Origin of the sequence: Nostoc paludosum FACHB-159, assembly GCF_014698835.1 — a bacterium.
Classification (GTDB): Bacteria; Cyanobacteriota; Cyanobacteriia; order Cyanobacteriales; family Nostocaceae; genus Nostoc; species Nostoc paludosum.
The window spans coordinates 43,444-62,622 of the sequence record NZ_JACJTU010000012.1 but is presented as its reverse complement, the minus strand read 5'-3'; the positions used below and the strand labels follow the sequence as shown (position 1 = coordinate 62,622).

General features: G+C 41.4%; 14 protein-coding genes and 1 riboswitch. Of the genes, 5 read left to right on the top strand and 9 right to left on the bottom strand.

Features of this window, described 5'->3' with window-relative positions; genetic code table 11:
- Window positions 1-304: 304 nt before the first annotated feature.
- The gene (locus tag H6H03_RS14410) at window positions 305-2,410 is read right to left on the bottom strand and encodes an FAD-dependent oxidoreductase (protein ID WP_190955777.1); all 2,106 of its coding nucleotides are present in this window, start codon (window positions 2,408-2,410) and stop codon (window positions 305-307) included.
- 450 nt (window positions 2,411-2,860) lie between these two features.
- On the opposite strand from H6H03_RS14410, the gene H6H03_RS14405 reads away from it, so the two are divergent.
- Window positions 2,861-3,877, top strand: coding sequence for a potassium channel family protein (locus tag H6H03_RS14405; RefSeq protein ID WP_190955776.1), 1,017 nt, complete (start codon window positions 2,861-2,863; stop codon window positions 3,875-3,877).
- Window positions 3,878-4,131: 254 nt separating this feature from the next.
- Here H6H03_RS14405 and H6H03_RS14400 read toward each other — a convergent pair whose 3' ends face one another.
- From H6H03_RS14400 to H6H03_RS14390, 3 genes are all read right to left on the bottom strand, one after another.
- Complete coding sequence (locus H6H03_RS14400; RefSeq protein WP_190955876.1) at window positions 4,132-5,079, bottom strand: heme-dependent oxidative N-demethylase family protein; 948 nt, start codon at window positions 5,077-5,079, stop codon at window positions 4,132-4,134.
- Window positions 5,080-5,282: 203 nt separating this feature from the next.
- Window positions 5,283-5,840, bottom strand: coding sequence for a methylmalonic aciduria and homocystinuria type D protein (locus H6H03_RS14395; protein ID WP_190955775.1), 558 nt, complete (start codon window positions 5,838-5,840; stop codon window positions 5,283-5,285).
- Window positions 5,841-6,231: 391 nt separating this feature from the next.
- Window positions 6,232-6,438 carry a glycogen debranching protein gene (locus tag H6H03_RS14390; protein ID WP_190955774.1) on the bottom strand — a complete coding sequence of 69 codons (207 nt, stop codon included), beginning with the start codon at window positions 6,436-6,438 and terminating at the stop codon, window positions 6,232-6,234.
- A 122-nt stretch (window positions 6,439-6,560) separates the two neighbouring features.
- Here H6H03_RS14390 and H6H03_RS14385 point away from each other — a divergent pair, with 122 nt between their 5' ends.
- The 3 genes from H6H03_RS14385 to H6H03_RS14375 all read left to right on the top strand — a co-directional run bounded on the left by H6H03_RS14385 (window position 6,561) and on the right by H6H03_RS14375 (window position 11,158).
- A complete protein-coding gene (locus H6H03_RS14385) occupies window positions 6,561-7,607 on the top strand; it encodes a BMP family protein (protein WP_190955773.1) in 1,047 nt (348 codons plus the stop codon).
- 272 nt (window positions 7,608-7,879) lie between these two features.
- Window positions 7,880-9,349, top strand: coding sequence for an ABC transporter ATP-binding protein (locus H6H03_RS14380; protein ID WP_190955772.1), 1,470 nt, complete (start codon window positions 7,880-7,882; stop codon window positions 9,347-9,349).
- 139 nt (window positions 9,350-9,488) lie between these two features.
- Window positions 9,489-9,725: riboswitch (cyclic di-AMP (ydaO/yuaA leader) on the top strand.
- Window positions 9,726-9,886: 161 nt separating this feature from the next.
- Complete coding sequence (locus H6H03_RS14375) at window positions 9,887-11,158, top strand: glycosyltransferase (protein WP_190955771.1); 1,272 nt, start codon at window positions 9,887-9,889, stop codon at window positions 11,156-11,158.
- Between the two features lie 197 nt (window positions 11,159-11,355).
- Here H6H03_RS14375 and H6H03_RS14370 read toward each other — a convergent pair whose 3' ends face one another.
- The 5 genes from H6H03_RS14370 to H6H03_RS14350 form a co-directional block, all read right to left on the bottom strand.
- Entirely contained in the window at window positions 11,356-12,234 is an 879-nt protein-coding gene (locus H6H03_RS14370; RefSeq protein WP_190955770.1) for an FHA domain-containing protein, read from the bottom strand.
- 304 nt (window positions 12,235-12,538) lie between these two features.
- Window positions 12,539-13,261 (bottom strand): 6-phosphogluconolactonase, encoded by a 723-nt coding sequence (pgl, locus tag H6H03_RS14365; protein ID WP_190955769.1) that lies wholly within the window; start codon window positions 13,259-13,261, stop codon window positions 12,539-12,541.
- A gap of 657 nt (window positions 13,262-13,918) precedes the next feature.
- Window positions 13,919-15,913, bottom strand: a complete 1,995-nt coding sequence (locus H6H03_RS14360) for a hypothetical protein (RefSeq protein ID WP_190955768.1) — start codon at window positions 15,911-15,913, stop codon at window positions 13,919-13,921.
- Between the two features lie 824 nt (window positions 15,914-16,737).
- Window positions 16,738-17,484 (bottom strand): ribonuclease PH, encoded by a 747-nt coding sequence (gene rph, locus H6H03_RS14355; RefSeq protein WP_190955767.1) that lies wholly within the window; start codon window positions 17,482-17,484, stop codon window positions 16,738-16,740.
- Window positions 17,485-17,642: 158 nt separating this feature from the next.
- The gene (locus H6H03_RS14350) at window positions 17,643-18,266 is read right to left on the bottom strand and encodes an adenylate kinase family protein (RefSeq protein ID WP_190955766.1); all 624 of its coding nucleotides are present in this window, start codon (window positions 18,264-18,266) and stop codon (window positions 17,643-17,645) included.
- A gap of 343 nt (window positions 18,267-18,609) precedes the next feature.
- Here H6H03_RS14350 and H6H03_RS14345 point away from each other — a divergent pair, with 343 nt between their 5' ends.
- Window positions 18,610-19,146: a P-loop NTPase family protein gene (locus H6H03_RS14345; protein ID WP_190955765.1), complete on the top strand. Its 537-nt coding sequence runs from the start codon at window positions 18,610-18,612 to the stop codon at window positions 19,144-19,146.
- Window positions 19,147-19,179 lie beyond the last annotated feature (33 nt).

Sequence of the window (19,179 nt, the reverse complement as noted above, 5' to 3'; positions counted from 1 at the left end):
TCCCCAAGGTATGGGGGAGGGGAGCGTTTGCTTTACTCAAATGCGGGGTGGGGTTCTTTATTTTTGATTTATGCAAGATGTCTACTATGCTGATGCTAACGCACTTGATGTTATCAAATGATGACTAAATGATTAGGAACTGGGAAAGGAATATTTTCAAGCCCTCAGGGTGCAGTTTATTAGATTGCCGTCTAAGTTTTATATTTAAATATCATGAAAGTATTGTGGGGTGGGCCAAAAAGCCCACCCCAATTATCCCTCACTAAAAAGATTGCTGAATTCTGAATTCTGAATTGTCTATTCTTTAACTGATAGTTCTAAAAATTACCCCAATAGCCGACATCACTAAATCTTTTGAGCGATCGACGTTGTAATCTAAGGGAACTTCAGCACCAAAAAAGCCAATAATTTCCTCTCCATCATTTGCCTTAAAGGAAAAAGATTTGCGTTGTGATTCTACACTGTGAGCCATAGTACCGAAAGTTTGGCATTTCTGATTTTTTGTTGTCAACTTCAACTGAAGGATATGAGTTGCCCCAAACCAAGTCCCATAATAACCAGATACCTCTTCTAAATAATCCCCTTGAGAAATTGTAAAAACATCTCCTTTATTGGGTTGCTTATTACCGTATTCTCTCGACCACTGATTAAGAGTAGTCTTCTTTTTGTCAGTAGTTTCGTAAAATACTTGCAATCCGTCTACGATATCGCCGTGGCGGACAATAATTTTCCTTAGAGAGTTGACACCGTTGAGTACATCGGCAAATGCATCAAAACCACTGGTTTTATGCTGTGACAAGTTATGTTTGTCTACCGTATCTGAGAAGCCGTCAAACTTCTCTGGTGCATATCCGCGATAAATCCCTGTAGTACTACCTACCAGTTTTGAGCGGCGACACTTTGTCGCTTCTAGGATCTTTTTGGAACAAATAACCCCAGACCGCAAAGCCCCTTCCATATAGCCAAAAAAGGCTAGGCAGGTGTGTTCCCCTGCAAAGAAAAGTCTATCGAGATAAGCCTGACTCAGAAAACGCCCAATCTTACACACTTGGTTAGGTTTAGGGCAAGAATATCCGCCTCCTGTCCATTTCTCTTTAGGCCATTCAATAAATTCTTGTTTGCTGACGTTACTTTCATAGTCTTTATAGACCCGGCCAATAGCATCATTGAAATACTTTGTGGAATCGTCTGATGCCAAAGCTTGGCTTGCTAATTGACCACCTGCAAACAAATTCAACCCAAAACCATGTCCGGTGGTTGCCATTTGGTTATCGCTGCTTTCCCAAATCATGCCCACTTCGTCTGAGATGAAACTCGGTGCCAAACCTTTCTTAATCCAAAATCGCTCATTGACAGCACTTAAATACTTAATGGCTTGTCCCAAAGACATCTGATAATCTGAAGGCACTTCAGGAGTAATGCAAACATCTTTCCATGTGGTGGGAGGAATGGCAAAAATAACGTAGTCGCCCTTGTATTCATTGAAGATAGTGCGAACAGTCACACCTGGTGAATCTTTGGGAATGTCAATGTGAGTCACGGGTTCTTTGATGTTGACAGACCAATTTTCTTGCCCGTGAATTTCCTTAACGACCTTTTGGATTTCCTCAACAAACTTCTGTGCTAAAGCTTGATTTCCACTTTCGCAGCGGAAGGTTTCTGATAAAGTCCAGTAATCACCAACTCCACCGCCTTTAACTGCTGCAAGTAAACCAAGGTAACTCTGCTCTGTGGTTGGTGCTGTCTGGTCATTACTAAAATGCACCTCTAAAGCATTTCGTAATAACAAATCGCCCGCACACCATTCATCTAATTTATCAGCAACAGAAATGCTATCCCACTCCTTAGCTTTAGGATGTGTCCACGGTTCGTAGGCATCTACTTGTTCTGCATCTTCATTAATTTTTTCTTGAATCTTCTCCATTTTCTCGAAGATTACTTTTTGAATTTTGCGGGGAACATTAGAACCGTTAATGTAAAGAGGTTGTTCTAATCCTACTGCTTCAAAATTATCTTCTCTAGTGATAACGCTCAGTCCCAAACCAAATTTTCTTGCGTAATGAATCCATTGATGATGATTGGCTCCAACTAATTCTGCACCAGCCTCGACAATGCGTCCTGGAGCAATGTCGTCTTTGCTATAAACACGTCCGCCAACGCGTTCTCTTGCTTCCAAAACAGTTACTTGAACGCCTTGAGTTGCCAATTCATATGCTGCTGCCAGTCCAGCAAATCCAGCGCCGACTACGATAACTTTAATATTTTTGAGGCGTTGTCTTTCCTCATTATTTAGGCTAGGCGACTGTTCTTGAATTTCTGAAAGCCCTGATTGAATTTTTTCGTATTTTTCAGTTCCAGATAATTCGCTACCAAAGCTGCGGTGAAGTTTAGCAAAAAGCGATTTTGACATGGCAATATTACTCCAAGCTTATTTTCTTTTGTCTCTACACTATTAAGACGATTACAGAAGAGAATTCGTGAATTAAACCTAGCAGTCCAAAACTAGGTGTCTGACTATAAAATGTGGTTTGAAAGTTGGATGATGAGGCAGTAATGTACGTTGCAAATCTAACATTGCTGCCAAGGGCTATCCTCAGTGAAACTACTGTGCTTGATTTAAAGAATCTTGAAGAGAATTTAAAATTGATGTCTATACATCCGCAGTATCAACCAAGTCAAGCGATCGCTACAATAATGCTATTTACAAAAAACTATTGTTTTCCCTATGTTCTTTTCCTCTTTGCTCCCCAGGATAAATACTATAAAGTTAGTACAAAACTCAAAAATATAGGCCCAAAGTACTATTTATACGTCATTCTCAACTCTTGAGCAAAAATATCAACGTATCCAAAAGGAGTTAATGGTAGGGGTCATCGCTCTTGGTGGTGTTTTCCTTATTGGCACTTTGTGGTATCGAATAATAGAGGGCTGGTCATGGGAAGATGCTGCTTACATGACAGTCATCACTTTAGCTACCGTAGGATACGGAGAAACCCACCCACTCGGTAGCCGAGGACGCTTGTTTACAATTGCCCTGATTTTGTTGGGCGTAGTCAATATTGGTTACATTGTTAACAGACTTACAGAAGCGATCGTTCAAGGCTACTTCCAACAAGGAATTCGACTACAACAACAGAGGCGGTTAATGGAATCCCTGTCAGAACACTACATTATCTGTGGCTTTAGTCGGACTGGTCGTCAAATTGCTAAGGAATTTCAGGCAGAAGGTGTACCTTTTGTAGTTATTGATTCCGAGTTGGAATCCGTGCAAAGGGCGCAGTCAGAGGGTTATACAGTATACCAAGGTGATGCAACGCTAGATGATACTCTTTTGAAGGTAGGTATTGAAAGGGCAATTTGTCTAGTGGCGGCACTTCCTTCTGATGCCGAGAATTTATATACAGTTTTATCAGCAAAAACACTTAATCCAGAAATTCGGGCGATCGCTCGTGCCAGCACAGAAGAAGCATTACAAAAGCTACAGCGTGGTGGTGCAGATGAAGTGATTTCACCGTATATCACTGGTGGGAAGCGGATGGCGGCTGCGGCTCTCAGACCGCAGGTTTTGGACTTTGTAGATGGAATTTTGACAGGTGCAGACCGCCAGTTGTATATGGAAGAATTTTTACTCGACCCGGCTTTTTGTCCTTTTGTCGGTCAAACTTTACAAAAAGCGAGATTGCGATCGCAAACTGGTGCATTAGTTTTGGCAATTCGCCGCCTTGATGGTACTTTAATTGGCGGCCCCACCGGCGATACAGTATTAATGCCAGGAGATCGGCTTATTGGTATGGGTACAGCTGAGCAGTTGCGTAACCTCAACAAAATTCTCGGCCCGATTAATTACAAGCAACTACGGCGACCGAAAAGTACCTGAGAATTTGCTTTTTTATACCAATTTTCAACAATTCTCGTATAGTGGAATTGCTGTAAATGAGGGAGCATCCCAATTTTTTCAAAACACAAAATGAAGTAACTCCCAATTAACCTTTGCGTTCCTTTGCGTAAATCTCTGTCTTGAAAAGCTTTGATCGCCGGAAGCCGGCGCTCAAACTTTTCGCTGTGTGCCTTTGCGTTTAAATCAAATTTTGATTAGCTTGAATCCCTTTTTCTACCAAAATATTTTATACGTTAAATATCCTTTAACCACTGTAAAATACTAACTTTACTTTCTACCAAACCCTTATACACTAAAGCTTCTGGTGTCATCGACTCAATTGCAGCATAAAGCTTAGAATTTAATCTTGAATCTTTTTTAACTACAGCACAATCTCTAAAGTAAGTACGAATAGTAAACAGTGCTGCCTCACACTCTGGTATTCCCCAAATTACCTGTCGCTCAATTCGCAGATAAAGCGTGGGATATTGCAAATCAAAGTTTCTACCTTGCCATTGGCTAACTGACACGCCAGGCGGTGGTTCGGGATGATGGTTGAGGCGGGTATCGGTACTCAAACCCCAAGCAAAACGCACCATCGGTTTCTGGGTAATCATTGTATTAGCGATCGCATTCCCCCGCCGATTTATTTTCTCCATACCCGCCACCGGTGCATGGATGGTAGCAAAGTCGTTGCCAATTTTCTCCTCGGCTGACCAGTGGTTGGGATAACACAGATGAACTGCACTCAAAAAGTTGCTACCATCAGCAGAACGGCAAATAATTGCTAGGTCTTCCTGCACCTGTGCTGCTAAAGCATCAAGAGTAGAAGCGTAAGCCGGAACAACTCGGCTACCTTCAACTTTTTGTAACTGCAACTGTGCATCTAAATAAAGCGTTTCTTTGGTGAGTTGGCTATGAAATTTCAGGGTGTTATCTATTGACTTTTGGCAATCAAAATGCTCTGGATGTTCTTGAATGAGGCGATGAATTATTAAATGAGCGATCGCACTTGCCACAGTCTTAGAATAATTGCAAGTTTGGTAATACTTGCTCAACCTTTCCTCACGAGCTAAAAGCTTAGCTTGACGGTAGTCGGTAAAATTATCATCAATTTGAAATACCTGTCTATCAACCAGAGTGTTACCCAAACAGCAGCCAAAAGGCATCATCCCTGGCTTAACTTCATAGCGTCCACTCATCAGGGGGAAGTAGCAAGCCGCATTATCAGAAGCTTCCACTGTCCTAACTTCTTGGAACAAGTTGTTTACAGACACAGATTTATGATGCTTGTTTTTATTTTCTCATTTCCAATATAGAAGAGATGGGGAGACGTGGAGAATAACTAATGGCCAATCACTATTGTACAGATGCGATTCATCGCGTCTCTACTAATGACTAATAACTAATAATTAATTTCATTCCAACCATGCATTGGTGCTATCGCTTTAGTAACCCATTCGATTACAATTGGTGGAGCTTCTGAGATCATAATGCTAGGATAAACTGCTGCACCCCATTCGGGATGAATTAACACACGGCATTGATTTTTAACTACTGGATAGTTGAGTAAAGCTTGAACAACTGCTGTGTCGTCGTGGGGAATTGCTCCGGGATGCGATAATAAAGGGTAACCTGTACGAGGGTCGATGAGGTCAGTTAAGTAACCGCGATCGCGCAGATTAAATGCCAAATCGCAGCCAAATCTCATAAACTTTTCTCGCAAGTCTTCTTTGTCTGCCTCTATTTCGACGGTCTTTTCCACTAATTGATAACGCGATTGCTGTAAGACAATCACTACTCTCAAAAATGGCTGGTGTTTCCAATCTGGTAATATCCGTTCGCAGTTGGCACAGATATATTGACTGGGGGGATGAATTGAAATTTGAACCGCTTGTCCCGTTTCGCCAACTAAATTAATGGGATAGCCTTGCTTTGAAGCGTAAACTCTGGGATAGTTCACTAAATTGATTCGGTTGAAAGCAAGTTTTTTAATTTAATCTACGGTATAGATGATAGCTCTTAATAGTTGCAAAAAATCATCAAATTTCTATAATAGATTAGTTTTCTGGGAAGTAGTTGTTAATAATTTGATAATTTTAATCTGATTTTTATGCTTTATTAACCTGTTTAAGCGGTTAACGAACCTGATGAGTGACTATGAAATTTATAAGCGTAATAGCTGAAAACAAACGTGTCGAAAGGCTCAAGGAAAATAACAGTGCAGCAGCTTTGTGGAACTGCAAAGGTTGTATCCATTAGCTAATGGGGATTTGGTGATGAGTTGTGAGTGCCGTTGAGGTTAGAGAAAGAATGCAGTTCTGGCTACTTTTCACTACCTCAACGACGACTACTTAATTGAGTTTTAAAGAATTGACTGGAACTTCATCCCAAGAATCGACTGTGCGTAATCGTGCTACCCAACCGGCTGCTTTTTGCGTCTGGGTCAAATTATTCTCAAAGGAATGATGACAATCTTTGGCTTGAGATTCGTTACAACAAGCAATACAAGCATGAATCATGCCAGACGGATCGATTTGCTCATTTACCCAAATAGTCATAAAGTATTCCCTCAAAAACTTTAGTTAAAAAAGATATCCATCATTTTAAAATATTAAATGTTCTGCGAGTTTTAATGTATATATGTTGTTACTAAAAAAACTATTAATTTGAGGACTAGTTTATGGCGGGAAACTTTGGTCGGCGTGAATTGATTTATGGCTGCGCGGTTTTTGCTAGCAGCCTAGCGCTGAAAGCGTGTAGTAGCAATAACCAAACTACAACACAAAGTAATGCAGGTGGTGGGGAAGGATTTAAAATAGCGATCGCTCTCCCTGGAGTCATCACCGATAAAGCCTGGAATCAATCTGGTTACGAAGGTGTAAATCTGGCGAAACAAAAGCTTGGTGGAGACATTGCCTATGTCGAACAAGTAGCCCAAGCAGATCAGACAGAAACCTTAACAGATTTTGCTCGTAAAGGCTACAGTATAGTCTTTGCCCACGGCGGACAATTTGATGCAGCGGTAGAACAAGTTGCTTCACAGTTTCCCAATACATTCTTTGTAGCTGTTAACGGTTCTATTAAAGGTGATAACATTGCCGCTTTGCGGATAGACCACCTCCAAGGTAGTTATTTGTGTGGCATTATCGCTGCTTCTTTAACTAAATCCAACAAATTAGCTTATATTGCCGGACAGGAATTTGAAGCCACTCAACAAGAATTACGGGGATTTGAATTAGGAGCAAAATCTGTTAAACCAAATATTCAGATTACTTCTACTTTTACAGGAGATTGGAATGATGTTGCTAAAGGAAAGGAAGCGACTTTGGCTTTAATTTCTACAGGAGCAGATGTAATTTATCAATGGTTAGATAATGCCTCAGCCGCAGTGTTGCAAACTGCCAGTGATAAGGGAGTGTATGCCTTTGGTAATACTCAAGATCAGTTAGATGTTGCCCCAAAAGCAGTTTTAACTAGTGCCGTCAAACGGCTGGATATAGCGATTGCCTATCTTGCAGAACTGGCAAAACAAAAACAACTCAAGGGGCAAATATATACAATTGGTCTAGAAAGACCAGATATTTTATTTTTAGGAAAATTTGGAGCAGCAGTACCACAAGCAGTCAAACAAAAAGCATTGCAGGCGAAACAAGAAATTGTAGATAAAAAAATTACCTTTGAAAACTGCAAAGATGCTGGTAAGGATACACGTTGCGTTAAAAAATAATGGCTGAAAAGGGAAATGAGCACTTATAAACGGCATCTACACAAACGAAACGTGTCCCCGCAAGTTTCAAAACCTTAAGAGATTTTAAAATATAGCAGCCTGATTTGATTGATGAATTTATCTATGTGGGTAGGCAATAGGCAACTTGTACTGAGCGTACCCCTACGGGGAAGCAAGCTACGCGTAGCGTCTCGTAGAGAAGTCGAAGTATAGGCAATAAATTTTTTCATGAATGATTTAGGATTGCTATATTTATTGTAAAATAATTGCAAATGATATATTTACGTTTAGAAAAAATCTGCAAGTACTTTGGTTCATTTCTGGCAAACGATAATATAAACCTGAGTATTGAAGCTGGGAAAATACATGCAATTCTAGGGGAAAATGGAGCAGGAAAGACTACTTTAATGAATCTGATTAGTGGTCTTTATCAACCTGATGCTGGTCAAATTTATTTGCAGGAACAACCAGTAAAAATTACTTCGCCCAATGAGGCTATTAAACTTGGTATTGGTATGATTTATCAACACTTCATGCTGATACCACAGTTAACTGTCACAGAGAATATTATCTTGGGGACAAATAGCAATTGGCGTCTAAATTTACGTCAAAAGCAACAAGAAATTGCTGCCTTATCCCAAGCTTACGGATTAGCAATTGACCCTACTGTCAAAGTAGAAAATTTATCAGTAGGGGCACAACAGCGCGTAGAAATTCTCAAAGTTCTCTACCGTCAAGCAAAATTATTAATTCTCGATGAGCCAACAGCAGTTTTAACACCGCCGGAAGTAGCATCATTAATAACTATTTTGCGTCAACTTGCATGTGCTGGCAAAACAATTATTTTTATTAGCCACAAATTAGAAGAAGTGATAAATCTGTGCGATACAGTAACAGTATTGCGACGAGGAAAGGTAGTCACAACTACAAAAACTCAAGCAGCAACGCCTCAACAATTAGCAGAATTGATGGTGGGACGAGAAGTTGTTTTACAACTCAATAAATCTCCAGTTTCCCCAGGAAAAATCGTATTGTCGGTGCAGAATTTAGACGTTGAAGATGAACGAGGTTTGACTGCTGTACGTAATATATCATTCCAAATCAGAGCAGGAGAAATTTTAGGAATTGCTGGTGTTGATGGAAATGGACAGCGAGAATTAGCAGATGCAATTGCTTTTTTACGAAGTGCCAAACAGGGAAAAATAGAATTTTTTACAAATGAAACAAGCATCGGATACATCCCAGAGGATAGGCAAAAAACTGGTTTGGTATTGCAATTTACTATTGCTCAAAATTTGATTTTGAAGAATTTTAAAATTTTGCCATTTTGTCGTTATTTTTTATTACAAAAAACAGCGATCGCCAATTATGCCAAATCTACCATGCAAGAATTTGATATCCGCGCCCCAGGCGAAAATTTGCAAGTAAGTCAGCTATCGGGAGGAAACCAACAAAAAATAGTCTTGGCGCGAGAACTCGCACAAAAACCAGATTTAATTATCGCCATGCAACCAACGCGGGGCTTAGACGTGGGGGCGACACAAGCAGTACATTCTCGATTATTGCAAGAGTGCGATCGCGGTGCAGCAATTTTGTATATTTCTACTGAGTTAGAAGAAGTAATGTCCATGAGCGATCGCATTGCCGTAATCTACAGAGGTGAGTTTATCGCCGTTTTGGATGCACAAAAGACGACAGTAGAAGAGATTGGTCTATTGATGGCTGGAGGAAGTGGGGAATAGGGAGATGGGGAAAAAGAGAATTTATGACCCTATGTCCTATGCCCAATGCCCAATCCCCATTCCCTCTCCCCCACGACACATTTTTTGTTCACACTGTTGACATGTTTGATGAACCACGTTATAAAATCTTAAGAAAATTAAATACAGTCTGCCTAATCCACTTTATTACCTGAAAACTTTTGTAAAGGGTAAACCGGAGCGGAGGAACCAATTTTGGGGCGTATCTAGGAAAAAGTGAGGAGTTAAGAGTCAAAGAGTTAAAGCTTAATAAGTAAATAACTCATAACTCATAATTCATAACTCATAACTTTTTCAAGAAGGACATCTCTCAGTCCTAGCCCGTCAGCTAACTTCGTAGGCATTGAGAGGAGACTGAACGAGCAGCATTCCTACAAGTAATGCCTTGTTCTCGTCAGTGTCCTTTGGCTGGTAACTTTGCACTTCGTCGTACCTGCCCTCGGCCTTGAGAAGAGGATAATATTACCTTGATTTCTGGCGTTTGAGGCAGGGTTATTTACCTTGAGGTAAAGTTCAACCATGTTCCAGAATAAGAAACATCGCATTGCCCTCATTTCTGTTGATGGAGACCCAGCTATTGAAATCGGTCAAGAAGAAGCTGGAGGTCAAAATGTATATGTGCGTCAAGTCGGTTATGCACTAGCAAACCTTGGTTGGCAGGTGGATATGTTTGCTCGTCGTAGTAGTCCCGAACAAGCAGCCATCGTTCAACATAGTCCAAACTGTCGTACTATTCGGTTAAAAGCCGGCCCAGCAGAGTTTATTGGGCGAGATAACTTATTCGACCATCTACCAGAATTCATCAGAGAATTCCAGCAATTCCAGCAGCAGCAAGGGTTCCGTTACCCCATAATTCATACTAACTACTGGTTGTCTTCTTGGGTTGGTATGGAATTGAAAAAGCAGCAACCGCTGATTCAAGTTCACACTTACCATTCTTTAGGAGCAGTCAAATACAGAAGTATTGGTGATGTTCCTGTAATTGCTGCCCAGCGATTAGCTGTAGAAAAAGCCTGCTTGGAAACTGTAGACTGTGTGGTTGCAACTAGTCCGCAAGAGCAGAAGCATATGCGGCTACTCGTTTCCAGCAAGGGAAACATTGATATGATTCCTTGCGGTACCGATATCGACAAATTTGGAGAAATTCCCCGGTCTGTGGCGCGGGAAAAGTTGGGAATTGCACCAGAGGCTAAAATAGTTCTCTACGTTGGACGCTTTGACCGTCGCAAAGGAATAGAAACCTTAGTCAGAGCCGTTGCCAAGTCTAGCTTTAGAGGTGAGGACAACTTCCAGCTAATAATTGGCGGTGGTAGTCGTCCGGGTCAGAGTGATGGCATCGAACGCGATCGCATTGCCAGCATCGTCACAGAACTCGGACTAGAAAATTGTACAACCTTTCCCGGCCGCCTAGATGATACTATCCTTCCCTTTTACTACGCCGCTGCTGATGTCTGCGTCGTGCCCAGCCACTATGAACCTTTTGGTTTAGTTGCCATTGAGGCAATGGCGAGTAAAACTCCAGTGGTAGCTAGTAATGTTGGTGGATTGCAATTTACTGTTGTACCAGAAGTCACAGGCTTACTTGCACCGCCAAAAGATGAAGTAGCTTTTGCTGCTGCCATAGACCGCATTCTTACTAACCCAACTTGGCGAGACCAGTTAGGTGAAGCAGCTCGGCAACGCACAGAAATTGCCTTTAGTTGGTACAGTGTGGGATTCCGACTAACTCAGCTCTACACTCGTCTGCTAGCTCAAACCACATCCGATACCCGCGCCCGGATTGCAGCTTAACCAACTGTAAATATTTCAATAGTATTAAAGTTAATAATACTCCCCATAAAGGGGAGTTACTACACAGCATTTAACTACTTAAACAGAACAACATAGTTATCCATTGCTTGTCTGATGCCGTTGATTTGTTTCTCCTCCAAAATGGATGCTGGAGGAAGAAAATACTTAGACTAATGTTACGATTGCTCGAAAATCAGCTAAGCAAGTTGAAACAGGAATGTCATCAAATCTCCTTTGCCCAAACTAATGCGATCGCCTGGTCGCAACCTGTGGCGATTTCCCGGCAACAGGGGCAAATTATTAATGTAAGTGCCATTGGAACTTCCCACATCTTCTACATAGTGAGCGTCACCTTCGACGCGAATATCTGCATGAATGCGGGAGACAATTTCTGAATTGGGAAATCCTGAAACATCAATATCTGGAGGAATCCGGTCATTAGGCTTGCCGATATGAATCACAGAGAGATTTTGCGGCAATTCAATCAACCTATCCGTTTGAACGTGGACTAGCCGCGCATTCACTTGTTGTAACTGCGTTCTGGCAGCAGTTACCGTTGGTGGTGGTGCTAGTGGTGGAGGTACTTCATCTGGTGGGGTTGGTGCTGGCTCCAAAGGTGGTGGCGTCGGAATACCTTGGCTAGATACCACAGGTGGGGCGGCGACGGTTGGCGGTGGTGTTGGGGGGCTGTTTTCTGTAACAGATGGCTGTGGCGGAGTTACTGGAGCAGCCGCCACCGCTGTTGGTGGTAAGGATGAGCTAACAGGAGGATGGGAGTTCGGACTGTTAATTCCCAAGGCATCTGGCTGTAAAAGTTCTACAAGGGGATCGGGTGTAACTAACGGCGGTACTTCCACGGCGATATCGGGAGTCACTGTTGCAGCCACTGGGGCATGAACGTGTGGAACTGTTGATGAGTGCAAGTTATAGCCACACTGACCACAGAATGCAGCATCAGCCTGCACTGTTGCCCCACAACTGGGACAGTGAGTAGTTGCTGGTAACGGCGTATAACAAGCTTCACACTGGACAGCACCGTCAGGATTGGGATGATTGCAATTAGGGCAGACGATCATCGATTTTAGCCTTTGTTCAAGATCATCATAAAAATAAAGTAAGCTGTCGCGCGTCTAACGCAGCACATTTTTTCGTGTTGCTTGTTGACTGTTGAAGGTCAACGAACCTCATGAATAACTGTGCAACTTAAAAGCGTAATAGCTTAGGACTGGCAAGCTCCAGGGGCGGCCTTAGCTTTCGATTCTAGCAATTACTCCTGAAGGGATGGGGGGATGGCTTCGCCAAGGGGAAAGGTAAAAGGGAAAAGGGAGGGATCTTTCTTTTCCCCTTTGCCCTTTGCCCCATGCCCCAGTCCCCCTTTGCTTAAGTTTGGAGTTCCGAACCTGCTGCTGCATCGAGAAGCCAGCAAAGTTCTCCTTGGGGCTGAATTAAACGGGATGGGTAAGTGAAGTCATCGGCTACAGGTGCAAAGACTTGCGCTAAAGCAGGTCTTTTGTTAACACCAGCAACCAGAAAAATCACGCTGCGAGCAGAGTTGATGAAGGGGTATGTAAAAGTTATCCGCAGGCTTTCGTTTTTGTTACCTACAGTGACCAAGCGATCGCGTACTTTCAGTGCCTCTGTGTGGGGAAACAAAGATGCGGTATGTGCATCATCACCCATTCCCAGTAATATTACATCCAACACGGGAAACTCCGCTCCAGAAGAATTAAAAAATTCTTTTAGATGCTGTTCATACTTAGCAGCAGCCTGGGCTGGGTCAGCTTCTAAAGTCGGTACGGGGTGAATGTTAGCAGCTGGGATATCAACACGATCTAGCCATGCACGACGCGTCATCAGTTCATTGCTATCGGGATGATCGGGTGGTACGTAACGTTCATCCCCCCAGAATACGTGAATTTTATCCCAAGGCAATTTTTGATTGCCAATCGCTTCATATAACGGCTTAGGTGTACTACCGCCTGATAAAGCGATGGTAAATCGCCCCCGTTGCTCAATGGCTGTTTCTAACTTGGACAGAATTAATTCTAGCGCCCTTGCAACTAGCGCTGACTGATCCGGTAGAACTTCAACCGTTTTGTTCATAGCTTTATCATCATATTGCTGCCTTCCAGCAATACAATAACTAACTTCTTACAATCCTCCTTTTTAACTTTTGAAACATTTAACATAGCGTTGACGGTTGACTGTTGACTGATAACTGGAAAGGAAATATTTTTCTGCCCTCGTTGTATGATTTATCACACGAGAGTTGAGCTTGAATAAACTTAGATGCCTTCGCTCGCCTTCGCTCGTACTAACTATTAACTACTGTCATGATTATACTTTATTAACATCCAGTTACTTAATACTTGTTTGATTGACGGCAAATGGAAAATTTTATCAAAAATTAACAAAATTTTATAAAATCATTGATGCAATTTTTGAGCAACTAGCACTTTTGTCATCAATGAGCTTTAGATGATAAAAGCGTTTTACGTATCAGTCTTGATGCCAAAGCTCCTGTGGATATCGATCTCTTTTGTTTGACTTTTTCTTTTTTTCCTCTGACTAGAGTAACAAAATAAAGCTAAATAAAACTGTCCGATCGGGACAGTTTTATTCTCAGGATACAAGCGTTAAATTTCCCCGCGTGTCTTAGCTTTTAGCTGGCTTTGGGGTGAATTTGGAAAAACAATGGTTTCAGGATATTCTTTGCCTAAATTGATAAAAAAGCGTTAGGGGAAATCTAGATACTTTTACTTACTCGCGTGAAATGTCAAGAAATTCATTGTCTGTGAAGCGATTAGGATTATTCCATTTATCGATTTTTCTCTTCAGATCCTGTAGTTCTTTAAAAAGCTCACGATTGCGCTGAAGAAGACTGTTCTGGTTTTGAAGATAATTTTCAGACGGATTTTGAACAATGTTTTTTGCTTCGTGTGAAGACCAAAGAATTCCATCCAAACTGAAAATTAATAAGTTGCCATTGTTATCAATTATACAAGATGTACACTTGCTAATTCTACCAGAATTAGTATTTGTAGCCCATAAAGCACTATTTATATACAGAACAAAATTTTGGTCATTCTTCATTGTTAAGCAATCTATTTCCAATGAATTAATCAGTTCCTTGTTCAATGAATTAATTAGTTCCTTGTTTTCTTCAACCTTGAACACAAAATCCATTTCATCCACTTTGAGTTTTTCCAGATCGATTTTGAGTTTTTCTCGATGAGTTTTGAGTTTTTCCAAGTCCATATCTAAAACCCAAAGCATCTTTCCTTCAATATCTCGCATGGCTAATCCGGTCGCGTCGGTCAGTTCAACAAAAAACTTTCCATTAGCAGATACTAATCGCTCACCTTTTTTAAGTGATTCGCCAACCTTAATTCTGTTTTTATTTAAGCGAAGAGCTGCTTGCTCTTTAAGATAATTAGTATAGTTGTTAGTCGGAACTATGTTTTCTGCTCCCTGTGAAGACCATAAAAATCCACCCCAGTTGGAAACGACCAGTTGTCCATCATTATCAAGCACACAACGCTCGCTGCCACTCACTCCAGCAGAATGAATATTTGCAGCCCATAAAGCCTTCCCTGTAGCTGTATACAGAACCAAGTTCTTGTCACCCTGCATTTCTAAGCGATCGACATCCGAGGGCGAAGGAATATTTAAAGACCAAAGTATCTCTCCTTTGACATCTCGCATAGCTAATCCGATCGCGTCGGTCAGTTCAACAAAAAACTTTCCATTGGTAGATACTAATCGTTCACCTTTTTTGAGTGGTTTGCCAACCTCAATCACAGTTTTTTCTCCTGGTCTACTTCCTGGCTGATAGGGATCGCCAGAAGCATCTTTTAGTAGAAGAGCTTCTTGTCCTTTAAGATAGTCCTCAGACGGAGCCAGAAGAATATTTTCTGCCTCATCCAAAGACCATAAAGATCCACCCCAGTTGGAAACGACCAGTCTTCCATTATTATCAAGCACACAAGACTCGCTGCCACTCACTCCAGCAGAATGAATATTTGCAGCCCATAACGCTTTTCCTGTAGCTGTATACAGAACCAAGTTCTTGTCACTCTGCATTTCTAAGCGATCTACCGCCCATGTGGGAGTAACCTCTAAAACCCAAAGCGTCTTTCCTTGGATATCTCGCACAGCTAATCCGGTGGCGTCAGTCAGTTCAACAAAAAACTTTCCATTGGTAGATACTAATCGTTCGCCTTTTTTGAGTGGTTTACCAACCTCAATCACAGTTCTTTCTCCTGGTCTGCTTCCTGGCTGATAGGGATTGCCAGAAGCATCTTTTGGCAGAAGAGCTTCTTGTCCTTTCAGATAGCCCTCAGACGGATTTTGAACAATGTTTTTTGCCTCATCCAAAGACCACAAAGATCCACCCCAGTTGGAAACGACCAGTTTTCCATCATCATCAAGCACACAGCACTCGCTACCACTCACTCCAGCAGGATGGATATTTGCAGCCCATAACGCTTTTCCTGTAGCTGTATACAGAACCAAGTTCTTGTCACTCTGCATTTCTAAGCGATCTACCGCCCATGTCGGAGTAACGTCTAAAACCCAAAGCGTCTTTCCTTGGGTATCTCGCATAGCTAATCCGGTGGCGTCCGTCAGTTCAACAAAAAAATTTCCATTGGGAGATACTAATCGTTCGCCTTTTTTGAGCGGTTTACCAACCTCTATCTTGGTTATTTTTGCTGATTCAGTGTTTGAGTTATTAAGGACGATGTTTTCAGTCATTTGGAATACACCCTCGATTATTTGAACTTTATTACCGTCAAACTAATAAACTGACCTAGTTATGGCCGATCAAAAGCTAAAAGCCTTTTGAAAATAATTGAGTTTTAGATTTGCACTGCTAGTAAAACTAGGAACTATTATGTTAGTAACCAATAATTAACTGTATTGAAAAGAAAAAGTTCAGTATTTTTACGCAAAATAACTTGCAAAAGTAAAATTTAGCGATTTGCGAGTATTTCTGCCAGCGATTAGCTTTCTAGTTAATAACTCTTTCTTTCGGTAGATGTCAAATAAAGTATTGTTAATTTATGACGTGATTTTATTAAGCCTGCAAGCAGATCGGAGACTTCCAAGCAATAAAATCACTATTTACAAGAATGATAATTATTATCAAGAGGCAAGGTTAAGCTTATCAATAAAGCTATGTCTGCTGTTGAAACTGGACTTTAGACTAAAACAGAGCGATCGCTAAATAATGGGAGTGCAAAAAATAAAGGGATGCCTGTAAGAACAAGCATCCCAGTAACGGAAGATGAAAGAAGCACTTGCCTTCCTTCATCTGCCGTTATGGATGTTTTTCCACAACCCTTGGAATTCCGTCAAGCAGCATAGGAGTTTTTATGTCGGGTAAAGGATGCAACATTTGAACTAATGGATGCAATAAATAGGTAGTTGTGAATATTTATCGTCAGGATAAGGCAGGAGGCAGGAGGCAGAAGGAAAGAGGGTTTTAGTTCACTTAACCTTTATTAACATAGTTTGATTTTTTCACACCAACTTACTTATTGATGACACGGAATGTCTACAGCTTAAGGAATTTAATATTAAAAATCACTCACAAATAGCTTTTCCCAGTCAGCGATCGCTTCGCGTTGAGCGATTAACAATTGCTCAATTCCTTTTTGGGCGACATCTAAGAGCTGATTCAACTGATGCCGGCTAAAGCTACCTTCTTCAGCTGTACCTTGAACTTCAATGATTTCGAGATGTTGATTCATCACCACATTAAAGTCTACTGTTGCAGCTACGTCTTCTATATAATTTAAATCTAAAAACGCCTCTTTTTCTAGTAATCCTACGGAAACCGCTGCTACCTGACCACACAGGGGCGATCGCTGCAACGTTCCCTGCTGCAATAATTTAGAAATGGCATGAGCCAAAGCCACAAAAGAACCCGTAATCGCTGTGGTTCTAGTTCCAGCATCTGCTTGCAGGACATCAGCATCCACAGTCAGCGTATGCTCTCCCAGTATCTCAAAATCCAATGCTGCGCGTAAACTGCGTCCGATTAAACGCTGAATTTCTTGCGTCCGTCCAGATAATTTCAATAATTCCCTTTCTTGCCTTTGTTGTGTAGCAGATGGTAGCATTCGGTATTCAGCAGTTAACCAGCCCTTACCTGTTCCTTCGAGAAACTTAGGAACTCCCTTAGTCACACTGACAGTACAAAGTACCTGAGTATCGCCGCATGTTGCCAGAACAGAACCGGGAGCAAAGCGGGTAAAACTGGGGTAAAAACTTAACGGACGTAGTTCGTAGGGAAGACGACCATCTGGACGCTGCCAAGCCATTGGATTTGCCTCAAGATTTTTAAATGGAATACTGCCTTAAGGTTACCTTAGTAGGCCAAACAGGGCATGGGGAAAGGGAAAGGGGTAAGGGGAAAAGGGGAAAGATTAAATTTATTTCCTTTTCCCTTTAACCTTTTCCCCTGCCCCCCTATCCATCTCTAAGGAACAGAAAGCAGAGTCAAAATATTTTGCAGCACCATCTCTGGTGACTGGTCGCCATTGATGGTTAATAGGCGGCGACGACGGTCGTAATATTCTAGGATGGGGATGGTGCGATCGTAGAATAATTCTACACGGCGTTGTACGATTTCGGGTTGGTCATCTGGTAGCGATCGCCCCAAGGATCGGCTAACCATCACCGCTTCTGGAACTTGTAAATAAATCGCCCAATCTAATTTTTGGCCTAAATCATCTAATAAAAAATCTAATTCTTCAGCTTGAAAAGCAGTGCGGGGATAGCCCTCCAACACCCAAGCGCAGTTAATATCTGGTTGTCTGAGGCGAATTCGGATCAATTCAATAATCATTTCATCTGGAACTAATTCCCCTTTTTCTACATATGGCCGTGCATGGTAGCCCAATTCATTCAGGCTAGTGTAAACAGAAAGATAAGTCCGGGAATCAGTTTGCGACCATTGGAAGTTCGGCAAGAACTTGCCACCAGATATGGCTTCTCGTAAAATCTCACCTGTAGAAATCAGAGGAATATCAAAGTATCTGGAAAGCCTTTGTGCTTGAGTGCTTTTACCCGATCCTGAACCTCCCAGAATCACTAATCTCACAACAATTCACCCCTCATCGTGTCAAATTTACTACTTTATAGGTCGTTTTATGCAAATAACCGCAAAATCCAATATCTAGAGACTTTCAGCCGCTATTTATAGCTTTTTTAAGTGATTGTAACTGTAACTTATTTGTTATCATTTTTACGACTAATTTCAGAGAGAAAACGAAAATTTAAATCAAAATAACTCTTGACTTCAGCATAAAGGTAGTGTTTGACTAAGAATGCAATTTGCCCTAACCCCTGCACCTGTGAAAAACAGATTGATTATACAGGTAGATTCGCAATAACTAATTTTAAGTAATAGTCTGTAACTTATTGTAAATTTTTGAACTTTACCTATGGTCGCACAGTTAGAAACGCCGAGTATAAATTCAACCCTTAACTTACCATATCCAGTTGAAGGACTAATACAAGTTTTTACTAGTTCTCATCGCAATTTTTTTACAAGTGTGATGGCTCAAGCACTGAGAATCGCTGGGCAAGGAACGCCAGTCTTAATAGTCCAGTTCCTCAAAGGAGGTATTCGTCAAGGACAGGAACGACCCATACAACTAGGACAAAATTTAGATTGGATTCGTTGTGATTTACCTCGTTGCATTGATACACCACATCTCGACGATACAGAAAACGAAGCTTTACAAAAACTGTGGCAGTATACACAACAAGTAGTGCATGAAAGTAAGTATTCTCTCGTAGTTTTAGATGAGTTAAGTTTAGCGATTAACTTTGGTTTGATTCCAGAAACTGAAGTTTTAGCGTTTCTAGCAAAACGCCCTCCCCATATCGATATCATTCTCACAGGGCCAGAGATGCCGAAATCTCTGTTGGATGTGGCAGATCAAATTACAGAAATTCGCCGCAGTCATCGACCCTAAACAAAAAACTCAGTTCAAGGTATCCTAGTAGTT

Excerpts from the sequence above, each read along its gene's own strand:
- H6H03_RS14410 (WP_190955777.1), bottom strand. The coding sequence starts at position 2,410 with ATGTCAAAATCGCTTTTTGCTAAACTTCACCGCAGCTTTGGTAGCGAA.
- H6H03_RS14405 (WP_190955776.1), top strand. The coding sequence starts at position 2,861 with ATGGTAGGGGTCATCGCTCTTGGTGGTGTTTTCCTTATTGGCACTTTG.
- H6H03_RS14400 (WP_190955876.1), bottom strand. The coding sequence starts at position 5,079 with ATGAGTGGACGCTATGAAGTTAAGCCAGGGATGATGCCTTTTGGCTGC.
- H6H03_RS14390 (WP_190955774.1), bottom strand. The coding sequence starts at position 6,438 with ATGACTATTTGGGTAAATGAGCAAATCGATCCGTCTGGCATGATTCAT.
- H6H03_RS14385 (WP_190955773.1), top strand. The coding sequence starts at position 6,561 with ATGGCGGGAAACTTTGGTCGGCGTGAATTGATTTATGGCTGCGCGGTT.
- H6H03_RS14380 (WP_190955772.1), top strand. The coding sequence starts at position 7,880 with ATGATATATTTACGTTTAGAAAAAATCTGCAAGTACTTTGGTTCATTT.
- H6H03_RS14375 (WP_190955771.1), top strand. The coding sequence starts at position 9,887 with ATGTTCCAGAATAAGAAACATCGCATTGCCCTCATTTCTGTTGATGGA.
- H6H03_RS14370 (WP_190955770.1), bottom strand. The coding sequence starts at position 12,234 with ATGATCGTCTGCCCTAATTGCAATCATCCCAATCCTGACGGTGCTGTC.
- pgl (WP_190955769.1), bottom strand. The coding sequence starts at position 13,261 with ATGAACAAAACGGTTGAAGTTCTACCGGATCAGTCAGCGCTAGTTGCA.
- H6H03_RS14360 (WP_190955768.1), bottom strand. The coding sequence starts at position 15,913 with ATGACTGAAAACATCGTCCTTAATAACTCAAACACTGAATCAGCAAAA.
- rph (WP_190955767.1), bottom strand. The coding sequence starts at position 17,484 with ATGGCTTGGCAGCGTCCAGATGGTCGTCTTCCCTACGAACTACGTCCG.
- H6H03_RS14345 (WP_190955765.1), top strand. The coding sequence starts at position 18,610 with ATGGTCGCACAGTTAGAAACGCCGAGTATAAATTCAACCCTTAACTTA.